The organism is Citrobacter sp. BIDMC107, from assembly GCF_001037575.1.
In the GTDB taxonomy this organism is placed as follows: Bacteria; Pseudomonadota; Gammaproteobacteria; order Enterobacterales; family Enterobacteriaceae; genus Citrobacter; species Citrobacter freundii.
In genome coordinates, this window is record NZ_KQ089849.1 from 1 (window position 1) to 19,700 (window position 19,700).

At 52.8% G+C, this 19,700-nt stretch carries 16 protein-coding genes; 13 read left to right on the forward strand and 3 right to left on the reverse strand.

What is annotated here, in order from left to right; genetic code table 11:
- Window positions 1-951: autotransporter outer membrane beta-barrel domain-containing protein (locus SK39_RS20815; protein ID WP_048217433.1), on the forward strand; the 951-nt coding region annotated here is incomplete at its 5' end.
- A gap of 110 nt (window positions 952-1,061) precedes the next feature.
- On the opposite strand, the gene SK39_RS20820 is transcribed toward SK39_RS20815, so the two are convergent.
- Window positions 1,062-2,333, reverse strand: coding sequence for a dicarboxylate/amino acid:cation symporter (locus SK39_RS20820; protein WP_003839151.1), 1,272 nt, complete (start codon window positions 2,331-2,333; stop codon window positions 1,062-1,064).
- A 406-nt stretch (window positions 2,334-2,739) separates the two neighbouring features.
- Here SK39_RS20820 and tar point away from each other — a divergent pair, with 406 nt between their 5' ends.
- The 10 genes from tar to bglB all read left to right on the forward strand — a co-directional run bounded on the left by tar (window position 2,740) and on the right by bglB (window position 14,261).
- The gene (gene tar / locus SK39_RS20825; protein ID WP_032936849.1) at window positions 2,740-4,395 is read left to right on the forward strand and encodes a methyl-accepting chemotaxis protein II; all 1,656 of its coding nucleotides are present in this window, start codon (window positions 2,740-2,742) and stop codon (window positions 4,393-4,395) included.
- A 43-nt stretch (window positions 4,396-4,438) separates the two neighbouring features.
- Window positions 4,439-6,040 carry a methyl-accepting chemotaxis protein IV gene (gene tap, locus SK39_RS20830; RefSeq protein WP_003844172.1) on the forward strand — a complete coding sequence of 534 codons (1,602 nt, stop codon included), beginning with the start codon at window positions 4,439-4,441 and terminating at the stop codon, window positions 6,038-6,040.
- 19 nt (window positions 6,041-6,059) lie between these two features.
- Window positions 6,060-6,932 carry a protein-glutamate O-methyltransferase CheR gene (gene cheR / locus SK39_RS20835; RefSeq protein ID WP_003034649.1) on the forward strand — a complete coding sequence of 291 codons (873 nt, stop codon included), beginning with the start codon at window positions 6,060-6,062 and terminating at the stop codon, window positions 6,930-6,932.
- Complete coding sequence (locus SK39_RS20840) at window positions 6,929-7,978, forward strand: protein-glutamate methylesterase/protein-glutamine glutaminase (RefSeq protein WP_003839158.1); 1,050 nt, start codon at window positions 6,929-6,931, stop codon at window positions 7,976-7,978. The genes cheR and SK39_RS20840 overlap by 4 nt, the downstream gene beginning before the upstream one ends.
- A 17-nt stretch (window positions 7,979-7,995) precedes the next feature.
- A complete protein-coding gene (gene cheY / locus SK39_RS20845) occupies window positions 7,996-8,385 on the forward strand; it encodes a chemotaxis response regulator CheY (RefSeq protein ID WP_003034656.1) in 390 nt (129 codons plus the stop codon).
- Window positions 8,386-8,395: 10 nt separating this feature from the next.
- Window positions 8,396-9,040 (forward strand): protein phosphatase CheZ, encoded by a 645-nt coding sequence (gene cheZ / locus SK39_RS20850; RefSeq protein ID WP_003034659.1) that lies wholly within the window; start codon window positions 8,396-8,398, stop codon window positions 9,038-9,040.
- A 158-nt stretch (window positions 9,041-9,198) separates the two neighbouring features.
- Window positions 9,199-10,350 carry a flagellar biosynthesis protein FlhB gene (gene flhB / locus SK39_RS20855; protein WP_003034664.1) on the forward strand — a complete coding sequence of 384 codons (1,152 nt, stop codon included), beginning with the start codon at window positions 9,199-9,201 and terminating at the stop codon, window positions 10,348-10,350.
- Window positions 10,343-12,421, forward strand: coding sequence for a flagellar biosynthesis protein FlhA (flhA, locus tag SK39_RS20860; protein WP_003034666.1), 2,079 nt, complete (start codon window positions 10,343-10,345; stop codon window positions 12,419-12,421). The genes flhB and flhA overlap by 8 nt, the downstream gene beginning before the upstream one ends.
- Window positions 12,421-12,813, forward strand: a complete 393-nt coding sequence (gene flhE, locus SK39_RS20865; protein WP_003034667.1) for a flagellar protein FlhE — start codon at window positions 12,421-12,423, stop codon at window positions 12,811-12,813. Before flhA ends, flhE begins: the two co-directional genes overlap by 1 nt.
- A gap of 308 nt (window positions 12,814-13,121) precedes the next feature.
- Window positions 13,122-14,261: a beta-galactosidase BglB gene (gene bglB, locus SK39_RS20870; RefSeq protein WP_044711087.1), complete on the forward strand. Its 1,140-nt coding sequence runs from the start codon at window positions 13,122-13,124 to the stop codon at window positions 14,259-14,261.
- On the opposite strand, the gene mrdA is transcribed toward bglB, so the two are convergent.
- Together mrdA and argS are read right to left on the reverse strand one after the other, a co-directional pair.
- Window positions 14,233-16,170, reverse strand: coding sequence for a penicillin-binding protein 2 (gene mrdA / locus SK39_RS20875; RefSeq protein WP_048217434.1), 1,938 nt, complete (start codon window positions 16,168-16,170; stop codon window positions 14,233-14,235). The two genes, bglB and mrdA, sit on opposite strands and share 29 nt — an antisense overlap.
- A gap of 227 nt (window positions 16,171-16,397) precedes the next feature.
- Window positions 16,398-18,131, reverse strand: coding sequence for an arginine--tRNA ligase (gene argS, locus SK39_RS20880; RefSeq protein WP_003844166.1), 1,734 nt, complete (start codon window positions 18,129-18,131; stop codon window positions 16,398-16,400).
- A gap of 238 nt (window positions 18,132-18,369) precedes the next feature.
- Here argS and SK39_RS20885 point away from each other — a divergent pair, with 238 nt between their 5' ends.
- Entirely contained in the window at window positions 18,370-18,936 is a 567-nt protein-coding gene (locus tag SK39_RS20885; RefSeq protein ID WP_003034677.1) for a VOC family protein, read from the forward strand.
- 2 nt (window positions 18,937-18,938) lie between these two features.
- Window positions 18,939-19,685, forward strand: a complete 747-nt coding sequence (gene cutC, locus SK39_RS20890) for a copper homeostasis protein CutC (RefSeq protein WP_032936856.1) — start codon at window positions 18,939-18,941, stop codon at window positions 19,683-19,685.
- Window positions 19,686-19,700: the final 15 nt, after the last annotated feature.

A 19,700-nucleotide genomic window follows, 5' to 3' on the forward strand; every position in this document is an offset into this window, starting at 1 on the left:
GTAGAACCGCAATATCGGGCTGATATTGGCGCTTATCTGGGCAACCAGTGGATGGCGCGTAATCTGCAAATGCAGACCCTTTATGATCGCGAAGGGAGTCAATTACGTACAGGTGACGGCGGTATGTGGCTGCGCTTTAAAGCGGGTGAAGCGTCGTCAACAGCTGCAGACGGTCATGTGGATATTGACAACACTTATTCGCAACTGCAAATCGGTGGTGATGTGCTTAGCTGGGATAATGGTGAGCAGAGCCTGAAGGCGGGGCTGATGGTGAGTTATATTCACGCCGACACGGACAGTACGGGTAACCGTGGTGCAGATGGGAGCCGGTTCTCTGCCAGTGGTAACGTAGCCGGTTATAATCTTGGCGCTTATGCCACCTGGTTTGCGGATGCGAAAAATCACAGCGGCCTGTACGTGGACAGTTGGTACCAGTACGGGCTCTACAATAACAGCGTCGATAACGGCGATGTCGGGTCAACAGATTATGATTCGGCGGCGAGCGCGGTCTCTCTGGAAACGGGCTATCGGTACGACATCATACTTGCAAACTATAATGTCGTCAGCCTGACGCCGCAGGCTCAGGCGACATGGCAGCAATTTAAAGCGGACGCTGTCGCACAGAATGGAACGCGTATTGATGGACAAAACGGGGACAGCTGGACCACGCGCCTCGGACTGCGGGTAGATGGCAAGCTGCACAAGAATACGACGTCGGTGATCCAGCCGTTTGCAGAGGTGAACTGGTTACACACCAGTGATGATGTTGGCGTAGCATTTGATGGTGCTGAGGTGAAGCAGGATCTTCCGGCAGATCGCGCCGAGGTGAAAGTGGGTATCCAGGCGAATTTGAATAGCCAGTGGAGTATCACTGGACAAGTGGCGGGTCAAAAAGGACGTAATGACTATGGCGATCTCAGCGGTAGTTTGCTCGTACGTTACAGCTGGTAATTGATGTAAATTATCATCCAGGTGTTGTTGAAATACCCCAGTCTATGGCTGGGGTAATCTTTGTTGATTTGCTGCTCTTGTTTACTTAGCTTGCTCTTGTCTTAAAAAAGCTAAGCCTTAATTTGTTCTGTGATGTTTTCTGAAGACTCGCTTTCTTCCAGTAAACCTTCATCCTGCGCCAGCATCGCCGTTGCAATCCCGTTACCTAATACGTTGATAGCTGAACGTCCCATATCCAGGAAGTGGTCAATTCCCATCAGTAACAGGATCCCGGCAACCGGAATATTGAAGCTTGGGATGGTTGCCGCCAGTACCACCAGCGCTGAACGCGGCACACCGGCAATTCCTTTGGACGCCAGCATCAGCGTCAGCATCAGGACGGTGATTTCTGCGAAAGAGAGGTGAATATTATAGGCCTGCGCGATAAACATGGAGGCAAATGAACAATAGACCATGGAACCGACCAGGTTAAACGAATAACCGATAGGCAGCACGAATGACACGATGTTGGGTGAGCAGCCAAATTTAGTTAATTGCTCCAGCGTTTTCGGATAAGCGGCCTCAGAGCTGCTGGTGGTGAATGCGACCAGAACCGGGTCTTTCAGCATGCTCACCAGGCGAAAGACCTCTTTTTTCAGCATGACATAACCCACCGCCAACAGAACCAGGCAGGTCAGCAAAATCGCCACATAGTAGCCGCCGATAAACGATGCATAGTTAAGCAGGATCCCCAGACCCTGGGTAGAGATTACGGAAGAGATGGCGGCAAAAATTGCCAGCGGCGCGACGTACATCACGTAGCCGGTCACTTTCAGCATAATGTGGGAAACCACATCCAGCGCGGCAACCAGCGGAGCGTTAAATTTCTCTCCGAGCGATGCTCCACCAATACCGAAAAACATTGAGAACACCACGATTTGCAGGATCTCATTGTTAGCCATTGCCTCGGCTATGCTGGTTGGAATGGTATGTGTCAGAAAACCTTTCAGGCTCATGCCGCCTACGGCCAGACCGGTGTCGGTGGCTTCCAGCGGGATCGCAAGGTTTAACCCGCTCCCGGGTTGCTCAAGGGAAACCACAAACAGACCGACCAGAATAGACAATACAGAAGAGCTGATAAACCAGATCATCGCTTTGCCGCCCACGCGACCGATGGTGGACGTTTCCCCCAGGCGCATAATACCAACGGTCAGGGTGCTGAATACTAAAGGCGCAATCACCATCTTAATCAGACGTAAAAAGATGTCGGTGAGAAGCGTAATATTATCGGCCCAGGCGGTCACAACGCCGGGAGAGGCATAAGAGTGGATCACCGCACCCGACAGGATCCCCGCCAGCATGAAGATCACGATAAACAACGTGAGTTTGTTTGCATTTGCCACTAAAAAGCCCTCAGTAAGGATTTAACATTTATTGATCTGTTACTCATTTTTTATACTTATTAAGTGGTAACGAAGTATTCATCATATAAATTGGATTAAAGCGTAAACGGATACAACTTTTTTTAATTTTTTATCCATTTTGTTGTGGTATTTACGATGCGTATGTGTGATCCAAATCACACAAAAAAGTGTATTTCAGCCAATCTGGCCGTGCTCACCGATGAGTATGAATGTTATTTGCATGATAATTATGGTGTTTTTATGTGAGTAATTTGTAGTTGCTGCACACCAGTTTTACCTTCCCCTCGCCAGGCTTCACATCCCTTCAGGATTTCCTTTTTGCAAACGTAAAGTTATCTCAGCCACTGCCGATAACGTTGATAACTCGTTTTCAGGAAGGTGCCTTATGTTTAACCGTATCCGCGTTGTCACAATGCTGATGATGGTGCTGGGGGTTTTCGCACTGCTACAGCTTGTTTCCGGTGGTCTGTTGTTTTCTTCATTGCAGCAGAATCAGCAAAGTTTTGTTATTTCTAACGATCTTCGACAGCAGCAAAGTGAACTTACCTCAACATGGGATCTGATGCTGCAAACACGAATCAATTTAAGCCGTTCTTCTGCGCGCATGATGATGGATGCGTCTAACCAGCAAAGCAGCGCCAAAAACGATCTGCTGAAGAATGCGAAAGCATCGCTGGCGCAGGCTGAAACGCATTACGCAAAATTTAAAAACATCACACCGTTGCCGGAAATGGCAGAAGCCAGCGGCAACATTGAGGAAAAATATCAGCAGTACCATGCGGCCTTGGCAGAACTGGTTCAGTTTCTGGAAAGCGGCAATATGGACGCCTACTTTGCGCAGCCTACGCAGGGAATGCAAAACGCGCTCGGCGAGGCGCTGGGCAAGTACGCCAGCGTTAGCGAAAAGCTTTACGTTCAGGCATTTGATCAAAGCGCGCGGGATTACCATTTCGCCCAATGGCAGCTTGGCGTGCTGGCCGTAGTGCTGGTGCTGATTCTGGTGGTGGTCTGGTACGGCATCCGTCATACCCTGCTTAATCCTCTGTCCCGTGTTATTGCCCATATTCGGGAAATCGCCAGCGGTAACCTGACCGCAACTCTCGCCGTTAGTGGTCGTAACGAAATCGGCGAGCTGGCCAGTACGGTTGATCATATGCAGCGCTCGCTGACGGAAACCGTCACTCTGGTGCGTGAAGGCTCTGATGCGATTTATTCTGGTACCAGCGAAATTGCCAGCGGAAACACGGATCTCTCATCTCGTACGGAACAGCAGGCGTCAGCGCTGGAGGAAACCGCAGCCAGCATGGAACAGCTGACCGCAACCGTGAAGCAAAACGCGGACAACGCGCGTCAGGCCTCGCAACTGGCGAAAAGCGCCTCGGATACCGCGCAGCATGGCGGCAAAGTGGTTGATAGCGTGGTGAACACCATGCACGAAATTGCCGATAGCTCGAAGAAAATTGCCGACATTATTAGCGTCATCGATGGCATTGCCTTTCAGACCAACATTCTCGCACTGAACGCGGCGGTTGAAGCTGCCCGCGCCGGTGAGCAAGGCCGCGGCTTTGCCGTGGTGGCGGGCGAAGTGCGTAATCTGGCAAGCCGCAGTGCGCAGGCGGCGAAAGAGATTAAAGCGTTGATTGAAGATTCCGTTTCCCGGGTTGATACCGGTTCTGTACTGGTAGAAAGCGCTGGGGAAACGATGAACGACATCGTCAATGCCGTGACGCGGGTGACCGATATCATGGGTGAGATTGCCTCGGCCTCCGACGAGCAAAGCCGGGGGATTGATCAGGTTGCGCTCGCGGTCTCTGAAATGGATCGCGTTACGCAGCAGAACGCCTCTTTGGTACAGGAGTCGGCTGCCGCAGCGGCCGCTCTTGAAGAACAGGCCAGTCGCCTGACGCAGTCGGTATCGACTTTCCGTCTTGCATCACGTCCGGCCTCGACAAAACCACGCGATACACGATTACCTGCAGCGCCGAGCGCATCCTATCCGCGCCAGAGCATTGAACAAGATACGAATTGGGAAACATTTTGACTGACAGTTAAACCGCGGCCAGTGCCGCCTGATGGGAGCGTTGATGTTTAATCGTATTCGAATTTCGACCACGCTGTTTTTGATTTTAATCCTCTGCGGTGTTTTGCAGATTGGCAGTAATGGCTTGTCCTTCTGGGCATTTCGGGACGGTTTTCAGAACCTGAATCAGGTCGAACGGAGTAATCAGCAACGCGCTGCGCTGGCCCAAACCCGCGCTGTGTTATTACAGGCCAGTACGGCCCTTAATAAGGCAGGGACGCTGACCGCCCTGAGCTATCCGCCAGAGGACATCAAAACCCTGATGACCCTTGCGCGCGACAGCCTGGCGCAGTCTGAATTGATGTTTAAACACTTTATGGCGACGTCGGATTCGACGGAACAAGGCAAGGCGCTGTTTAGCGCGACGGAGAAAAGTTTCAACCAGTGGCAAAGCGATCTCGCGCATCAGGCCACCTGGCTTGAAAACAATCAGTTGTCAGATTTTCTGACCGCGCCGGTGCAGGCGGCTCAAGATGCTTTTGATGCGAATGTGAATGCGTGGCAGAGCAACATCGACCGCGTGTTGCAAACGGCAGGAGAGCAGAGTCAGCGCAATTACCATATGTCGGGGGTGATTTTCGCCACCATGGTGGTCCTGGCAGCACTGCTCACCAGCGGTGCGCTGTTCTGGTCACGCAAGATGATTGTTCAGCCGCTGGCGATTATTGGCAGCCATTTCGACAGTATTGCCGCCGGGAATCTGGCACGGCCAGTAGCGGTTTATGGGCGCAATGAGATCTCGGCCATTTTTGCCAGCCTGCAGAAGATGCAAAAGGCATTACGCGAAACAGTAAATGACGTTCGTCAGGGCAGCTCAGCCATGCATAGCGGTATTTCAGAAATCGCGATGGGCAATAACGATTTATCTTCGCGAACCGAACAGCAGGCGGCCGCGCTGGCACAAACGGCAGCCAGCATGGAACAACTTACCGCCACTGTCGGCCAGAACGCTGATAACGCGCGCCAGGCGTCAGGGATCGCCAAAAGTGCGGCAGACACAGCGCATAAAGGTGGCGAGCAGACGTCCCGGGTTGCCAGCACCATGCATGAGATTTCTGCCAGCTCGCAGAAAATCGGCGACATCATCGGCGTGATTGACAGCATTGCCTTCCAGACCAATATCCTGGCGTTGAATGCCGCGGTCGAGGCCGCCAGGGCAGGGGAGCAAGGGCGTGGTTTTGCCGTCGTCGCTGGTGAAGTGCGTAATCTGGCAAGCCGTAGCGCGCAGGCGGCGAAAGAAATTAAGGGGCTCATTGAGGAGTCAGTCACCCGGGTGCATCAGGGCTCGCAACTGGTGGATATGGCGTCGCGCACGATGACGGAAATTGTCAGTTCGGTGACCCGGGTTAACGACATCATGGGCGAGATTGCCTCGGCATCCGATGAACAGCGCAGAGGCATTGAGCAGGTGGCGCAGGCCGTCAGCCAGATGGACTCAGTGACGCAGCAAAACGCCGGGCTGGTGGAAGAAGCCGCATCCGCCACCGGACAACTCGCTACACAGGCCGATAATCTTTCCGCCTGTGTCGCATTTTTCAAGCTTGAAGAGCAAACCGTAGCAAAACAAGAGTTGGCGCAGCCGCAGGTTGTGCCCGTTGTATCCTGAATGTGATTGAGAAGGCGCTATGACATCATCTCTGCCCACCGGGCAAACGTCATTATTGTTACAGATGACACAGCGCCTCGCGCTGTCTGACGCGCATTTTCGTCGGATATGTCAATTAATCTACCAGCGTGCGGGGATCGTACTGGCCGACCACAAGCGGGATATGGTTTATAACCGCCTGGTCCGCCGTTTGCGTACCCTGGGGCTGGATGACTTTGGTCGCTATCTCAGCATGCTGGAAGCTAACCAGAACAGTGCTGAGTGGCAGGCTTTTATTAACTCCCTGACTACCAACCTGACCGCATTTTTTCGCGAAGGGCATCATTTTCCGGTGCTGTCAGATCATGCTCGTCGGCGCAGCGGTGAATACCGCGTCTGGAGCGCGGCGGCATCAACCGGAGAAGAACCCTACAGCATTGCGATTACGCTTGCCGATACCTTAGGTATGGCACCGGGCCGCTGGCGTGTTTTTGCCAGCGACATTGATACCGAAGTGCTGGAAAAGGCCAGAAACGGCATTTACCGCCTCGATGAGCTAAAGACGCTGTCACCCCAGCAGTTGCAGCGTTATTTCATGCGCGGCACCGGGCCGCATGAAGGGTTGGTACGCGTTCGGCAGGAACTGGCAGGTCATGTTGAATTTTCCAGCGTCAATTTACTGGATAAGCAGTACAACGTGCCAGGCCCTTTTGATGCCATATTTTGCCGTAACGTAATGATCTATTTCGATAAAACGACGCAGCAGGACATTTTGCACCGTTTTGTTCCACTTCTTAAACCTGACGGACTGCTGTTTGCAGGTCATTCAGAAAACTTTAGCAACCTTGTGCGCGAGTTTAGCCTGCGTGGACAGACCGTGTATGCGCATGCGCCAGGTAAGGATAAAGCATGAGTAAAATCAGGGTGTTGTCGGTAGATGATTCTGCATTGATGCGTCAAATCATGACCGAAATTATTAACAGCCACAGTGATATGGAAATGGTGGCGACGGCGCCGGATCCGTTGGTCGCCCGGGATTTAATCAAAAAATACAATCCCGACGTCCTGACGCTGGACGTGGAAATGCCGCGCATGGACGGCCTCGATTTCCTTGAGAAGTTGATGCGCCTGCGTCCGATGCCGGTGGTTATGGTTTCTTCACTGACCGGTAAAGGTTCTGAGGTCACGCTGCGGGCCCTGGAACTGGGGGCGATTGACTTTGTCACCAAGCCTCAGTTGGGGATCCGCGAAGGCATGCTGGCGTATAGCGAGATGATTGCGGAGAAAATCCGCACCGCATCGCGGGCAAAACTGGCCGCCCACAAACCCTTGGCGGCACCGACGACCTTGAAATCGGGGCCATTACTCAGTTCAGAAAAACTGCTGGTCATCGGCGCCTCAACCGGAGGAACAGAGGCAATTCGCCATGTACTCCAGCCATTGCCGCTTTCAAGTCCCGGTATTCTTATTACCCAGCATATGCCGCCAGGATTTACCCGATCGTTCGCCGAACGTCTGAACAAACTGTGTCAGATTACCGTGAAAGAGGCAGAGGACGGAGAGCGCGTTCTCCCTGGGCATGCGTATATCGCGCCTGGCGACAAGCATATGGAGCTGGCGCGCAGCGGCGCGAACTATCAAATCAAAATTCATGACGGTCCGCCGGTTAACCGGCACCGGCCCTCAGTGGATGTGCTGTTTCATTCGGTGGCGAAACATGCGGGGCGTAATGCCGTTGGGGTGATCCTGACCGGTATGGGCAACGATGGCGCAGCCGGAATGCTAGCGATGAACCAGGCGGGTGCCTGGACCATTGCGCAAAACGAAGCAAGTTGTGTGGTGTTCGGCATGCCGCGCGAGGCCATCAATATGGGTGGCGTAAGCGAAGTGGTCGATCTTAGCCAGGTGAGCCAGCAAATGCTGGTGAAAATTAGTGCCGGACAGGCAATACGTATTTGAATCAGGAGTTTATTTTTATGGCGGATAAAGAGCTTAAGTTTTTGGTTGTGGATGACTTTTCCACCATGCGTCGCATCGTGCGTAACCTGCTTAAAGAGCTGGGATTCAACAATGTTGAAGAGGCTGAAGATGGCGTGGATGCGCTGAACAAGCTACAGGCAGGGGGATTCGGTTTTGTTATTTCTGACTGGAACATGCCGAACATGGATGGACTGGAACTGCTGAAAACCATCCGTGCAGATGGTGGGATGGCTTCTCTGCCGGTGCTGATGGTCACGGCAGAAGCGAAAAAAGAGAACATCATTGCGGCGGCACAGGCAGGCGCCAGTGGCTATGTCGTGAAACCGTTCACGGCGGCGACGCTGGAAGAAAAACTGAATAAAATCTTTGAGAAACTGGGCATGTGAGGGTGTGATGATGATGCAACCACAAATTAAACCTGCTGACGAACACTCTGCAGGGGACATCATCGCGCGCATCGGCAGTTTGACCCGAATGCTGCGCGACAGCCTGCGTGAACTGGGGCTGGATCAGGCTATTGCCGAAGCGGCAGAAGCAATTCCCGATGCCCGCGATCGTCTCGATTACGTTGTACAGATGACCGCTCAGGCGGCAGAGCGCGCGCTGAACAGCGTCGAAGCTTCGCAGCCGCACCAGGACGCGATGGAAAAAGGGGCCAAAGACCTGACCAAACGCTGGGATGAATGGTTCGAAAATCCGATCGAACTGTCAGACGCTCGTGAACTGGTCACCGATACCCGTCAGTTCCTTGGTGATGTGCCCGGACATACCAGCTTTACCAATGCCCAGTTGCTGGACATCATGATGGCGCAGGATTTCCAGGATCTCACCGGACAGGTCATCAAGCGCATGATGGATGTTATCCAGGAAATTGAACGTCAGCTGTTGATGGTTCTGTTGGAAAACATACCGGAACAGGGCGCTCGTCCTAAACGTGAAAACGAAAGCTTGCTGAACGGCCCGCAGGTTGACGCCTCGAAAGCTGGCGTAGTGGCAAGCCAGGATCAGGTTGACGACCTGCTGGATAGCCTCGGGTTCTGATGAGTATTTGCCGGATGTGAGGCGTGGGCCTCTCATCCGGCTTACGCGCAATTCTGCTTAAAGCCATAAATCCCGTCTTTTTTACCGCTTACTCTTCCCATTGCTGGATAGCTGTTCTGGCATCATTCTCGCCTATATCTCTATCCAGGGTCTGATGCGTGGCAGAAGAAAGCGACGACGACAAAACAGAAGCCCCCACACCCCACCGACTTGAAAAAGCGCGGGAAGAAGGGCAGATCCCCCGATCCAAAGAGCTAACCTCACTACTTATTTTGCTGGTGGGCGTGTGCATTATCTGGATTGGCGGGGAGTCGCTTGCCCGCAGGCTGGCCGGTATGCTGTCGGCCGGATTACGTTTTGACCACAGTATGGTCAACGATCCAAACCTGATCCTCAGCCAAATCATCCTGCTGATTAAAGACGCGATGATTGCGCTGTTGCCGTTGATTACCGGCGTCGTTCTGGTGGCATTAATCTCCCCGGTGATGCTTGGCGGCTTGATTTTCAGCGGTAAATCCCTGCAACCCAAATTCTCTAAGCTGAATCCGTTGCCGGGCATTAAGCGCATGTTTTCCGCGCAAACCGGCGCAGAACTGCTCAAAGCGATACTGAAGTCGACGTTAGTGGGCAGCGTGGCCGGGTTTTATCTCTGGCACAAGTGGCCAGAGATGATGCGGCTGATGGCGGAATCTCCGATTACGGCAATGGGCAACGCCCTGGATTTAGTCGGCATGTGCGCGTTGTTGGTGGTGCTTGGTGTCATTCCGATGGTGGGATTCGACGTTTTTTTCCAGATTTACAGCCATCTGAAAAAGCTGCGCATGTCTCGCCAGGATATCCGTGACGAATTTAAGCAAAGCGAAGGTGACCCGCACGTTAAGGGCAAAATTCGCCAAATGCAGCGCGCGGCCGCTCAGCGTCGCATGATGGCGGATGTACCAAAAGCAGACGTTATTGTCACTAACCCTACGCACTACTCAGTGGCGTTGAAGTATGACGAGAACAAAATGAGTGCGCCGAAAGTTGTCGCTAAGGGGGCCGGGCTGGTTGCGCTGCGCATTCGTGAAATTGGCGCAGAGCACCGTGTCCCTACATTAGAAGCGCCACCACTGGCGCGTGCGCTCTATCGCCATGCTGAAATTGGTCAGCAAATACCGGGTCAATTATATGCCGCCGTTGCCGAAGTGCTGGCATGGGTATGGCAGCTAAAACGCTGGCGTCTGGCTGGCGGCAAACGTCCACCACAACCTGAAAACCTTCCGGTGCCTGAAGCACTGGATTTCATGAACGAGAAGAATACTGATGGCTAATCTGGTCGCGATGCTGCGTCTGCCCAGCAACCTGAAATCCACGCAATGGCAAATCCTTGCCGGACCGATCCTCATCCTGCTGATCCTGTCGATGATGGTGCTGCCGCTGCCGGCTTTCGTCCTCGATTTGCTGTTCACATTTAACATTGCGCTGTCGATCATGGTGCTGCTGGTGGCGATGTTCACCCAGCGTACGCTGGAATTTGCCGCATTCCCGACGATTTTGCTGTTTACCACATTATTACGCCTGGCGCTGAACGTTGCGTCGACCCGTATCATTTTGATGGAAGGACACACCGGCGCGGCGGCGGCGGGGAAGGTGGTTGAAGCTTTTGGTCACTTCCTGGTGGGCGGTAACTTTGCGATCGGCATCGTGGTCTTCGTGATTCTCGTCATCATTAACTTTATGGTAATCACCAAAGGTGCAGGGCGTATCGCCGAGGTTGGCGCGCGCTTCGTGCTGGATGGTATGCCCGGCAAGCAGATGGCGATTGATGCGGATTTGAATGCCGGTCTGATTGGCGAAGATGAAGCTAAAAAACGACGCTCGGAAGTGACCCAGGAAGCGGATTTTTACGGCTCAATGGACGGTGCGAGTAAATTCGTCCGTGGAGACGCCATTGCCGGTATTTTGATCATGGTGATCAACGTAGTCGGCGGTCTGTTAGTTGGGGTGTTGCAGCATGGTATGAGCATGGGCAGCGCTGCGGAAAGTTATACCCTGCTGACCATCGGTGACGGGCTGGTGGCACAAATTCCTGCGCTGGTTATCTCTACCGCGGCGGGCGTTATCGTGACCCGCGTGAGTACCGACCAGGACGTAGGCGAACAGATGGTGACCCAACTGTTCAGCAATCCTAGTGTCATGTTGCTCAGTGCGGCGGTACTTGGACTTTTGGGCCTGGTTCCGGGCATGCCGAACCTGGTGTTTCTGATGTTTACTGCCGCATTGCTGGGCCTGGCCTGGTGGATGCGCGGTCGTGAGCAAAAAGCGCCAGATGAACCGCAGCCGGTGAAAATGCCGGAAAACAACTCCGTGGTGGAAGCCACGTGGAACGACGTGCAGTTGGAAGATTCGCTGGGAATGGAGGTAGGTTATCGCCTGATCCCAATGGTGGACTTTCAGCAGGATGGCGAGTTACTGGGGCGAATTCGCAGTATTCGTAAGAAATTTGCTCAGGATATGGGCTTCCTGCCGCCGGTGGTACACATCCGTGACAATATGGATCTGCAGCCGGCCCGCTATCGAATTTTGATGAAAGGGGTAGAAATTGGCAGCGGTGACGCCTATCCGGGACGCTGGCTAGCCATTAACCCGGGTACTGCTGCCGGGTCGCTGCCGGGTGAGAAAACGGTCGATCCGGCTTTCGGACTGGACGCTATCTGGATTGAAAGCGCATTGAAGGAACAGGCGCAGATTCAGGGCTTTACGGTGGTTGAAGCCAGTACTGTTGTTGCTACGCATCTAAATCACCTGATTGGCCAGTTCGCCGCTGAGCTGTTTGGCCGTCAGGAAGCGCAGCAGTTACTGGATCGAGTGTCGCAGGAAATGCCAAAGCTGACGGAAGATCTGGTGCCGGGAGTTGTGACGCTCACCACGCTGCATAAAGTGCTGCAGAACTTACTGGACGAGAAAGTACCGATTCGTGATATGCGCACCATTCTTGAAACGCTGGCGGAACATGCGCCGCTGCAAAACGATCCGCATGAGCTTACCGCGGTCGTCCGTGTTGCGTTGGGACGCGCCATCACTCAGCAGTGGTTCCCGGGTAATGAAGAGGTTCAGGTTATCGGTCTTGATACTCCGCTCGAGCGTTTGCTGCTGCAAGCGCTGCAGGGGGGGGGAGGCCTGGAGCCTGGGCTTGCAGACCGCCTGCTGGCCCAAACACAGGAAGCGCTGTCCCGGCAGGAAATGTTGGGCGCGCCGCCTGTCTTGCTGGTTAATCACGCGTTGCGTCCGCTGCTGGCGCGGTTTTTACGTCGCAGCATCCCGCAGTTGGTGGTGTTATCGAACATGGAGCTTTCCGATAACCGCCATATCCGCATGACGGCGACCATTGGAGGTAAATAATGCGCAAGTTACTGTGGTTGTTGTTTTTTCCTCTGGTGGCGCAGGCCGCCGGAGAAGGGGCCTGGCAGGCAAGCGGTATGGGGATCACCTTAAATCACCGTGGCCAGTCAGCCTCGTCTGCGCCTTTGGTTCCTGGCCAGCCGGTCTCTGGCTTAATGACGCTGGTAGCCTGGCGCTATGAGCTGAATGGCCCCACGCCCGCAGGTCTGCGGGTGCGTTTATGTTCTCAGTCCCGTTGTGTCGAGCTGGATGGGCAAAGTGGGACCACCAACGGGTTCAATAATGTTCCGGCCATTGAACCGATGCATTTTGTCTGGGAAGTCCCCGGCGGTGGTCGCCTGATCCCCGCGTTACGCATTCAGAGCAATCAGGTGATTGTGAACTACCGTTAACACCCTCCGTCATTCAGACCAGCAGTTGAAACTGCTGGTTGTTTCAACATTCCAGTCTCTCATTCAATTAAATAGAAACGCAGTTTTATAAAATAAGTGACGTACGTTGCCGGACTCTTTGTATTGTTGCCATTCCACGAACCCTTCTGGCAGAAATAGAAAGGTTTCACTTCCTGTTTGCTTTTACTGTGCCCTTATAAGGATGCCCATTGTCAAAGCGAGGATTGCGGGGCCTCCCAAATACAGCTGCTGCGCCGCAACAGGGGCAGGTCACAGCATTGAATCCGACATTGACAGAGGTTAAGTAAATGATTGTTTACCCGGTTAAACATAGCCCGTTGTTGCGCCAGCCAGAACATTTTATTGCCAGGGATGAATTAAAAGCGCTGATCAAAAAGGTGACGCATAACCTGGTCAATATTCATGACGAAACAGGTGAGTTCTTGCTGCGTCTGGACGATGGACGCGTAATTGATACCAAAGGCTGGGCGGGATGGGAGTGGACCCACGGCGTCGGCTTGTACGGGATGTATCAGTACTATCTGCAAACCGGTGATGAAACGATGCGCGATATCATCGATAGCTGGTTTGCCGATCGCTTTGCTGAAGGTGCAACTACCAAAAACGTTAACACCATGGCGCCATTTTTAACGTTGGCGTATCGCTATGAAGAGACGCGTAATCCGGCGTATCTACCGTGGCTCGACAGCTGGGCTGAGTGGGCAATGCATGAGATGCCGCGTACCGAGTTCGGCGGTATGCAACACATCACGCTGGCGGAAGAAAACCACCAGCAGATGTGGGATGACACGCTGATGATGACGGTTTTACCGCTGGCGAAGATTGGCAAATTACTCAATCGCCCTGACTACATCGAAGAGGCAACGTATCAGTTCCTGCTGCACGTGCAAAACCTGATGGATAAAGACACGGGGCTGTGGTTCCACGGCTGGAGCTATGAAGGAAATCATAACTTTGCCAATGCCCGCTGGGCGCGTGGCAACAGTTGGTTAACTATCGTGATCCCGGACTTCCTCGAATTACTTGATTTACCAGAAAACAATGCCGTTCACCGCTATCTGGTACAGGTCCTGAACGCACAAATCGCGGCGTTGGCGAAATGCCAGGATGAAAGTGGGTTGTGGCATACCTTGCTGGACGACCCGCAGTCGTATCTGGAAGCATCGGCAACTGCCGGATTTGCTTATGGGATCCTCAAAGCTGTACGTAAACGCTATGTTGGGCAAGAGTATACGCTGGTGGCCGAAAAAGCCATTCGTGGCATTGTGCAGCATATTTCACCGGAAGGTGAACTGCTGCACACCTCGTTTGGTACCGGGATGGGACACAATCTCGATTTCTACCGCAACATCCCTCGGACTTCTATGCCTTACGGACAAGCGATGGCGATGCTGTGTCTTACCGAATACTTGCGTAAGTATTTTTGATATCGGTATTCGATGGCGCTACCGCTATCGGACCTGATGGTTGAGTCGTCACTGTGTGTACCGTGTTGTCCTGCGGGGCAAAGAGATGATCCATGATTTGACGCATAACCGGCGCGGCGGTGACACCATCGCTGCCGCCGTTTTCCAGAATTAATGCCACCGCGACCTTCGGGTTCTTATAGGGCGCAAATGCGGTATAGAACACGTGGTCGCGCAAGCGGACAGGGATCATCTTCGCATTGTAGGTCTGATTTTCTTTCAGGCTAAAGACCTGCGAGGTGCCGCTTTTCGCCGCAATGCCGTAAGGTGCGGTGTGAAAGAACTTATAACCTGTACCATTTGGTTCATTCGCCATGCCGAACATCGCCTGACGCACCAGTCCCCAGTAGGGTGACGAGGCTGAGGCGATTTGTGACGGTGCTTCTGGAGCCTGATACGGCGTGAGGGTTTTGCCATTTTCTTCATCGAGTAGCAGGTGAGGGACGATAACCTTGCCGTTGTTAATCAGTGCGACCATGGCTTTGACCATCTGGATAGGAGTGGCAATCCAGTAGCCCTGGCCGATGCCAACTGAGATAGTATCCCCCTGATACCAGGCTTTTTTATGCACTTTTTGCTTCCATTCGCGGCTCGGGAGCAGGCCGTTATACTCCTCATCAAGATCGATGCCGGTCGGTTTACCGTAACCAAACTGGCTGAGCATGCTGTTAATCCGGTCGATCCCCATCATATACGCCACCTGATAGAAGAACGTATCGGCAGACTCTTCTATCGCTTTGGTGACATCCAACATACCGTGGCCCGTTTTTTTCCAGTCACGGTAATGTCGCTCGGTGCCGGGTAGCGTCCAGGTAGGAGCACCGAAGAAACTGGTCTGCGGCGTGATCACACCGTTTAGTAATGCTGACATCGCCATATACGGTTTGACCGTTGAAGCGGGGGGGTACAATCCCTGTGTGACGCGGTTGATTAATGGCAGGTCTTTATCCTGGAGTAGCTTGTTATAGTCCTGATAGCTAATGCCTTTGACAAACGGATTAGGGTCATAGCTGGGGTTTGAGACCATCGCCAGTACAGAACCGTCGTGTGGATCTTCAACCAAAACGGCGGCACGCTGGCCAGCCAACAAGCTCTCAATATATTGCTGTAAATGTAAATCCAGCGTCAGATGGATATTTTTTCCGGCAACGGGCGGCACATCTTTGAGCAGGCGTACGATGCGTCCGTGGTTATCTACTTCCACCTCCTGATAACCGGTCTTTCCATGCAGTTCATTTTCGTAATAGCGTTCAATACCTTGCTTACCGATATTGTGATCGGCGGCGTAGTTCTCTGCCTGACCCTTTTGATCCAGTGCTTTCAGGTCGTTGTCATTGATTTTTGAAACATAGCCAAGGACATGTGCCAGCGCCGCGCCATAGGGATACTGGCGGTCTTCGTAGCTATTGATGTTTACGCCGCTAAAATGAAACTGATTTACCGAGAAACGGGCGATTTCCACATCGGTAAGTGCATTTTTTAGCACGACCGGACGATAGCGGCTGCTGGCTTTTAGCTCATGGCGAAACTGATCAATATCATCAGGAGTGAGGTCAACGATGGGCGTGAGCTGCTGGATCAACGCATTCATATCGCTGATTTTATAAGGCGTAACGGAAATATCGTACCAGGTGACGTTGCGCACCAGCGGGATGCCGTTGCGATCGTAAATCATGCCGCGTGTGGGGGCGACGGGTAGCATTTTGATGTCGTTTGCATTCGACCGGGTGGTGTAATACTGGTGCTGACAGATTTGTAAGTTATACAGATTGTAAATCAGGATGCCAAAACAGATGACCACCAGGCCAAAGGCCACCAACACACGCCGCTGAAAGAGTTTTTCTTCCGCCTCAAAATCTCTGAATGTCATTGACCCGTACCCGATTAATTCGCCGCCTAATGATACGGAGGCTTAAACGGGATGACAGGCAAAAAATGTTCCATATCTCTAGGGAAATGTGTCATTCCTTGTGGGCTGTTACAAATTACAGTGAACGTCGCCGCTTCTCGTAGGCCTGATTGCGCTGCCATGAGAACGGGTCAGGGAAAATAAAAAAGCCCGCGACATAGCGCGGGCTTTCACATTACTTGAGGTAATTACATACGTTCTACGGTTTCGATACCCAGTGTATCCAGACCCAGCTTCAGGGTTTTCGCCGTCAGCTGTGCCAGTTTCAGCCGGCTGTTACGAATCTCTTCGTTTTCAGCGCTGAGGATAGGGCAGTGCTCGTAGAAGCCAGAGAACAGACCGGCAACGTCGTACAGGTAAGCACACATCACGTGCGGTGTACCTTCACGCGCAACGACGGTCAGCGTTTCTTCAAACTGCAGCAGACGCGCAGCCAGCTGAGCCTCGCGATCTTCGTTGATAATCACCTGCGCATTTGCCAGCGCGCTTTCGTCGATATCCGCTTTACGGAATACGGACAGTACGCGGGTGTAAGCATACTGCATGTACGGCGCGGTATTGCCTTCGAACGCCAGCATGTTGTCCCAGTCGAAGATGTAGTCGGTGGTACGGTTTTTGGACAGATCCGCGTATTTCACTGCACCGATACCGACCGCATTTGCCAGCTTTTCCAGCTCATCGGCAGGCATGTCCGGGTTCTTCTCCGCGACCAGACGACGTGCGCGCTCCAGCGCTTCATCCAGCAGATCGGCCAGTTTAACCGTGCCGCCAGCGCGGGTTTTGAACGGTTTACCGTCTTTACCCAGCATCATACCGAACATGTGGTGTTCCAGCGGCACCGAATCCGGCACATAACCAGCTTTACGTACGATGGTCCAGGCCTGCATTAAGTGCTGATGCTGACGAGAGTCGATGTAATACAGTACGCGATCGGCATGCAGGGTTTCGTAACGATACTTGGCACAGGCGATGTCGGTTGTGGTGTAGAGATAGCCGCCATCTTTCTTCTGAATGATAACGCCCATCGGTTCGCCTTCCTTGTTTTTATACTCATCAAGGAATACGACGGTAGCGCCTTCGCTTTCAACAGCCAGGCCTTTGGCTTTGAGATCGGCCACGATGCCAGGCAGCATCGGGTTGTACAGGCTCTCGCCCATGACGTCGTCACGGGTTAGGGTAACGTTGAGGCGATCGTAGGTTAACTGGTTCTGCGACATGGTAATGTCGACCAGTTTACGCCACATCTCGCGGAAGTATTCGTCGCCGCCTTGCAGCTTCACGACATAGCTACGAGCGCGTTCCGCGAAGGCTTCATCTTCGTCGTAATGTTTTTTCGCGTCACGGTAGAAACCTTCCAGGTCAGCCAGCGCCATCTCTCCGGCATTTTCCTGCTGCTGTTTTTCCAGCCATGCGATGAGCATACCGAACTGAGTACCCCAGTCGCCGACGTGGTTGGCGCGGATAACCTTGTGACCAAGGAATTCCAGCGTACGCACCGCCGCGTCACCGATGATGGTGGAACGCAGGTGACCAACGTGCATCTCTTTCGCTACGTTAGGCGCGGAGTAGTCAACCACAACGGTTTGTTTAGCCGGTTGGGTGACGCCCAGACGATCGGAAGCCAGCGCCTGCTGAACGTGCTGCGCCAGAAATGCCGGGTCGAGAAAAATGTTGATAAAGCCCGGGCCTGCAATTTCAACTTTGCTGGCAATCCCGTTGAGATCCAGATGAGTCAGCACCTGCTCAGCCAGTTGTCGCGGCGCCATACCCAGTTTTTTAGCGACAGCCATCATGCCGTTAGCTTGATAGTCGCCGAACTGTACTTTTGCTGACTGACGAACCTGTGGTTCGCAATCTGCAGGCGCGCCTGCAGCAATCATGGCCTGACTGACTTTTTCTGAGAGAAGAGCCTGAATATTCACCGGAATACCTTACATTTATGAAGCGGCCTAAAATTCACCGCACCAGTTTAAGAATTAAGGGCGGGAGTATACTGCAAATGCCCGTTGCCGTCAGCATTGTGTGTACCGCCAGTAGCCTGAAATGTAAACCATGCAATGGCGTAAATTTATCCATGATGTGTTCGGAGAAAACAGCGGTTGGATGGCGCAGCGCAACAGAGTAAATTAGCGACTTTGAACATGGATATGAGCTTTTAATATGGCGAACTGGCAAACCGTTGCAGAACTACAGGATATTTCTGCAGATTTACCGCATTTCACGCAGGCATTAACGGAACTTTCTACCCGTCTTGGGCTGGATATCACAGGCCTGGAAGCCGATCACATTTCCTTGCGTTGCCATCAAAATACCACTGCAGAACGCTGGCGTCGCGGGTTTGAACAGTGCGGTGAATTGTTGTCAGAAAACATCATTAACGGCAGACCTATTTGTCTTTTTAAACTGCATGAGCCGGTTTGTGTGCAACATTGGCAATTTTCCATCGTCGAACTGCCGTGGCCGGGCGAAAAACGTTACCCACATGAAGGCTGGGAACATATTGAAATTGTTCTGCCGGGTGAGGCACAAACGCTGAATGCGCGAGCGCTGGCGCTGCTTTCCGATCACGGTCTGAGTCAACCTGGTATATTTGTGAAAACCAGCTCGCCAAAAGGAGAACGTGAACGTTTACCGAATCCGACGCTGGCGGTTAGCGATGGTAGCGTGACGATAAAATTCCACCCGTGGTCGATTGAAACCATTGTGGCAAGCGAACGTCAGGAGTGAGCATGACTATACTGGAAATCTGCTGTTACAGCATGGAGTGCGCGCGCACGGCTCAGCAAAACGGCGCGGATCGTATTGAGCTTTGCTCGGCACCCAAAGAAGGGGGCTTAACGCCTTCGCTGGGCGTCTTGCGTTCTGTTCGCCAGCACATTTCGATTCCCGTCAATCCCATTATTCGTCCACGTGGAGGCGACTTTTGTTACACCGAAGGTGAATTCGCTGCAATGCTGGATGATATAGCGATGGTCAGAGAACTAGGGTTCTCAGGGCTGGTGACCGGCATTTTAGATGCGGATGGCGATGTCGATATGCCGCGCATGGAGAAAATAATGATCGCCGCCGGTTCACTGCAAGTCACTTTTCATCGTGCCTTTGATATGTGTGCTAACCCACTCAATACGCTTAAAAAATTAGCTGATTTGGGCATCGCCAGAGTACTCACCTCCGGGCAAAAATCAGATGCGGCGCAAGGTTTAACAAAAATAATGGAACTTATTACGCAGCCTGGTGCTCCAATCATTATGGCCGGAGCGGGGGTTCGCGCCTCGAATTTGTCCCTGTTCCTTGATGCTGGGGTGCAGGAAGTCCACAGTTCTGCCGGAGTATGGCTGGCTTCACCAATGCGTTATCGCAATTCGGGGTTGTCGATGTCTTCGGATGCGCAGGCGGATGAGTATTCTCGCTATGCGGTAGACGGGGCGGCGGTTGCTGAAATGAAAGCAATCATTGCACACCATCAGGCCAGCTGATTTTACCGTTGCATC

What these genes read in the sequence shown, in the direction of transcription:
- tar (WP_032936849.1), top strand. Translation starts at nt 2,740, where the DNA reads ATGTTTAACCGTATCCGCGTTGTCACAATGCTGATGATGGTGCTGGGG.
- tap (WP_003844172.1), top strand. Translation starts at nt 4,439, where the DNA reads ATGTTTAATCGTATTCGAATTTCGACCACGCTGTTTTTGATTTTAATC.
- cheR (WP_003034649.1), top strand. Translation starts at nt 6,060, where the DNA reads ATGACATCATCTCTGCCCACCGGGCAAACGTCATTATTGTTACAGATG.
- SK39_RS20840 (WP_003839158.1), top strand. Translation starts at nt 6,929, where the DNA reads ATGAGTAAAATCAGGGTGTTGTCGGTAGATGATTCTGCATTGATGCGT.
- cheY (WP_003034656.1), top strand. Translation starts at nt 7,996, where the DNA reads ATGGCGGATAAAGAGCTTAAGTTTTTGGTTGTGGATGACTTTTCCACC.
- cheZ (WP_003034659.1), top strand. Translation starts at nt 8,396, where the DNA reads ATGATGCAACCACAAATTAAACCTGCTGACGAACACTCTGCAGGGGAC.
- flhA (WP_003034666.1), top strand. Translation starts at nt 10,343, where the DNA reads ATGGCTAATCTGGTCGCGATGCTGCGTCTGCCCAGCAACCTGAAATCC.
- flhE (WP_003034667.1), top strand. Translation starts at nt 12,421, where the DNA reads ATGCGCAAGTTACTGTGGTTGTTGTTTTTTCCTCTGGTGGCGCAGGCC.
- bglB (WP_044711087.1), top strand. Translation starts at nt 13,122, where the DNA reads ATGATTGTTTACCCGGTTAAACATAGCCCGTTGTTGCGCCAGCCAGAA.
- mrdA (WP_048217434.1), bottom strand. Translation starts at nt 16,170, where the DNA reads ATGACATTCAGAGATTTTGAGGCGGAAGAAAAACTCTTTCAGCGGCGT.
- SK39_RS20885 (WP_003034677.1), top strand. Translation starts at nt 18,370, where the DNA reads ATGGCGAACTGGCAAACCGTTGCAGAACTACAGGATATTTCTGCAGAT.
- cutC (WP_032936856.1), top strand. Translation starts at nt 18,939, where the DNA reads ATGACTATACTGGAAATCTGCTGTTACAGCATGGAGTGCGCGCGCACG.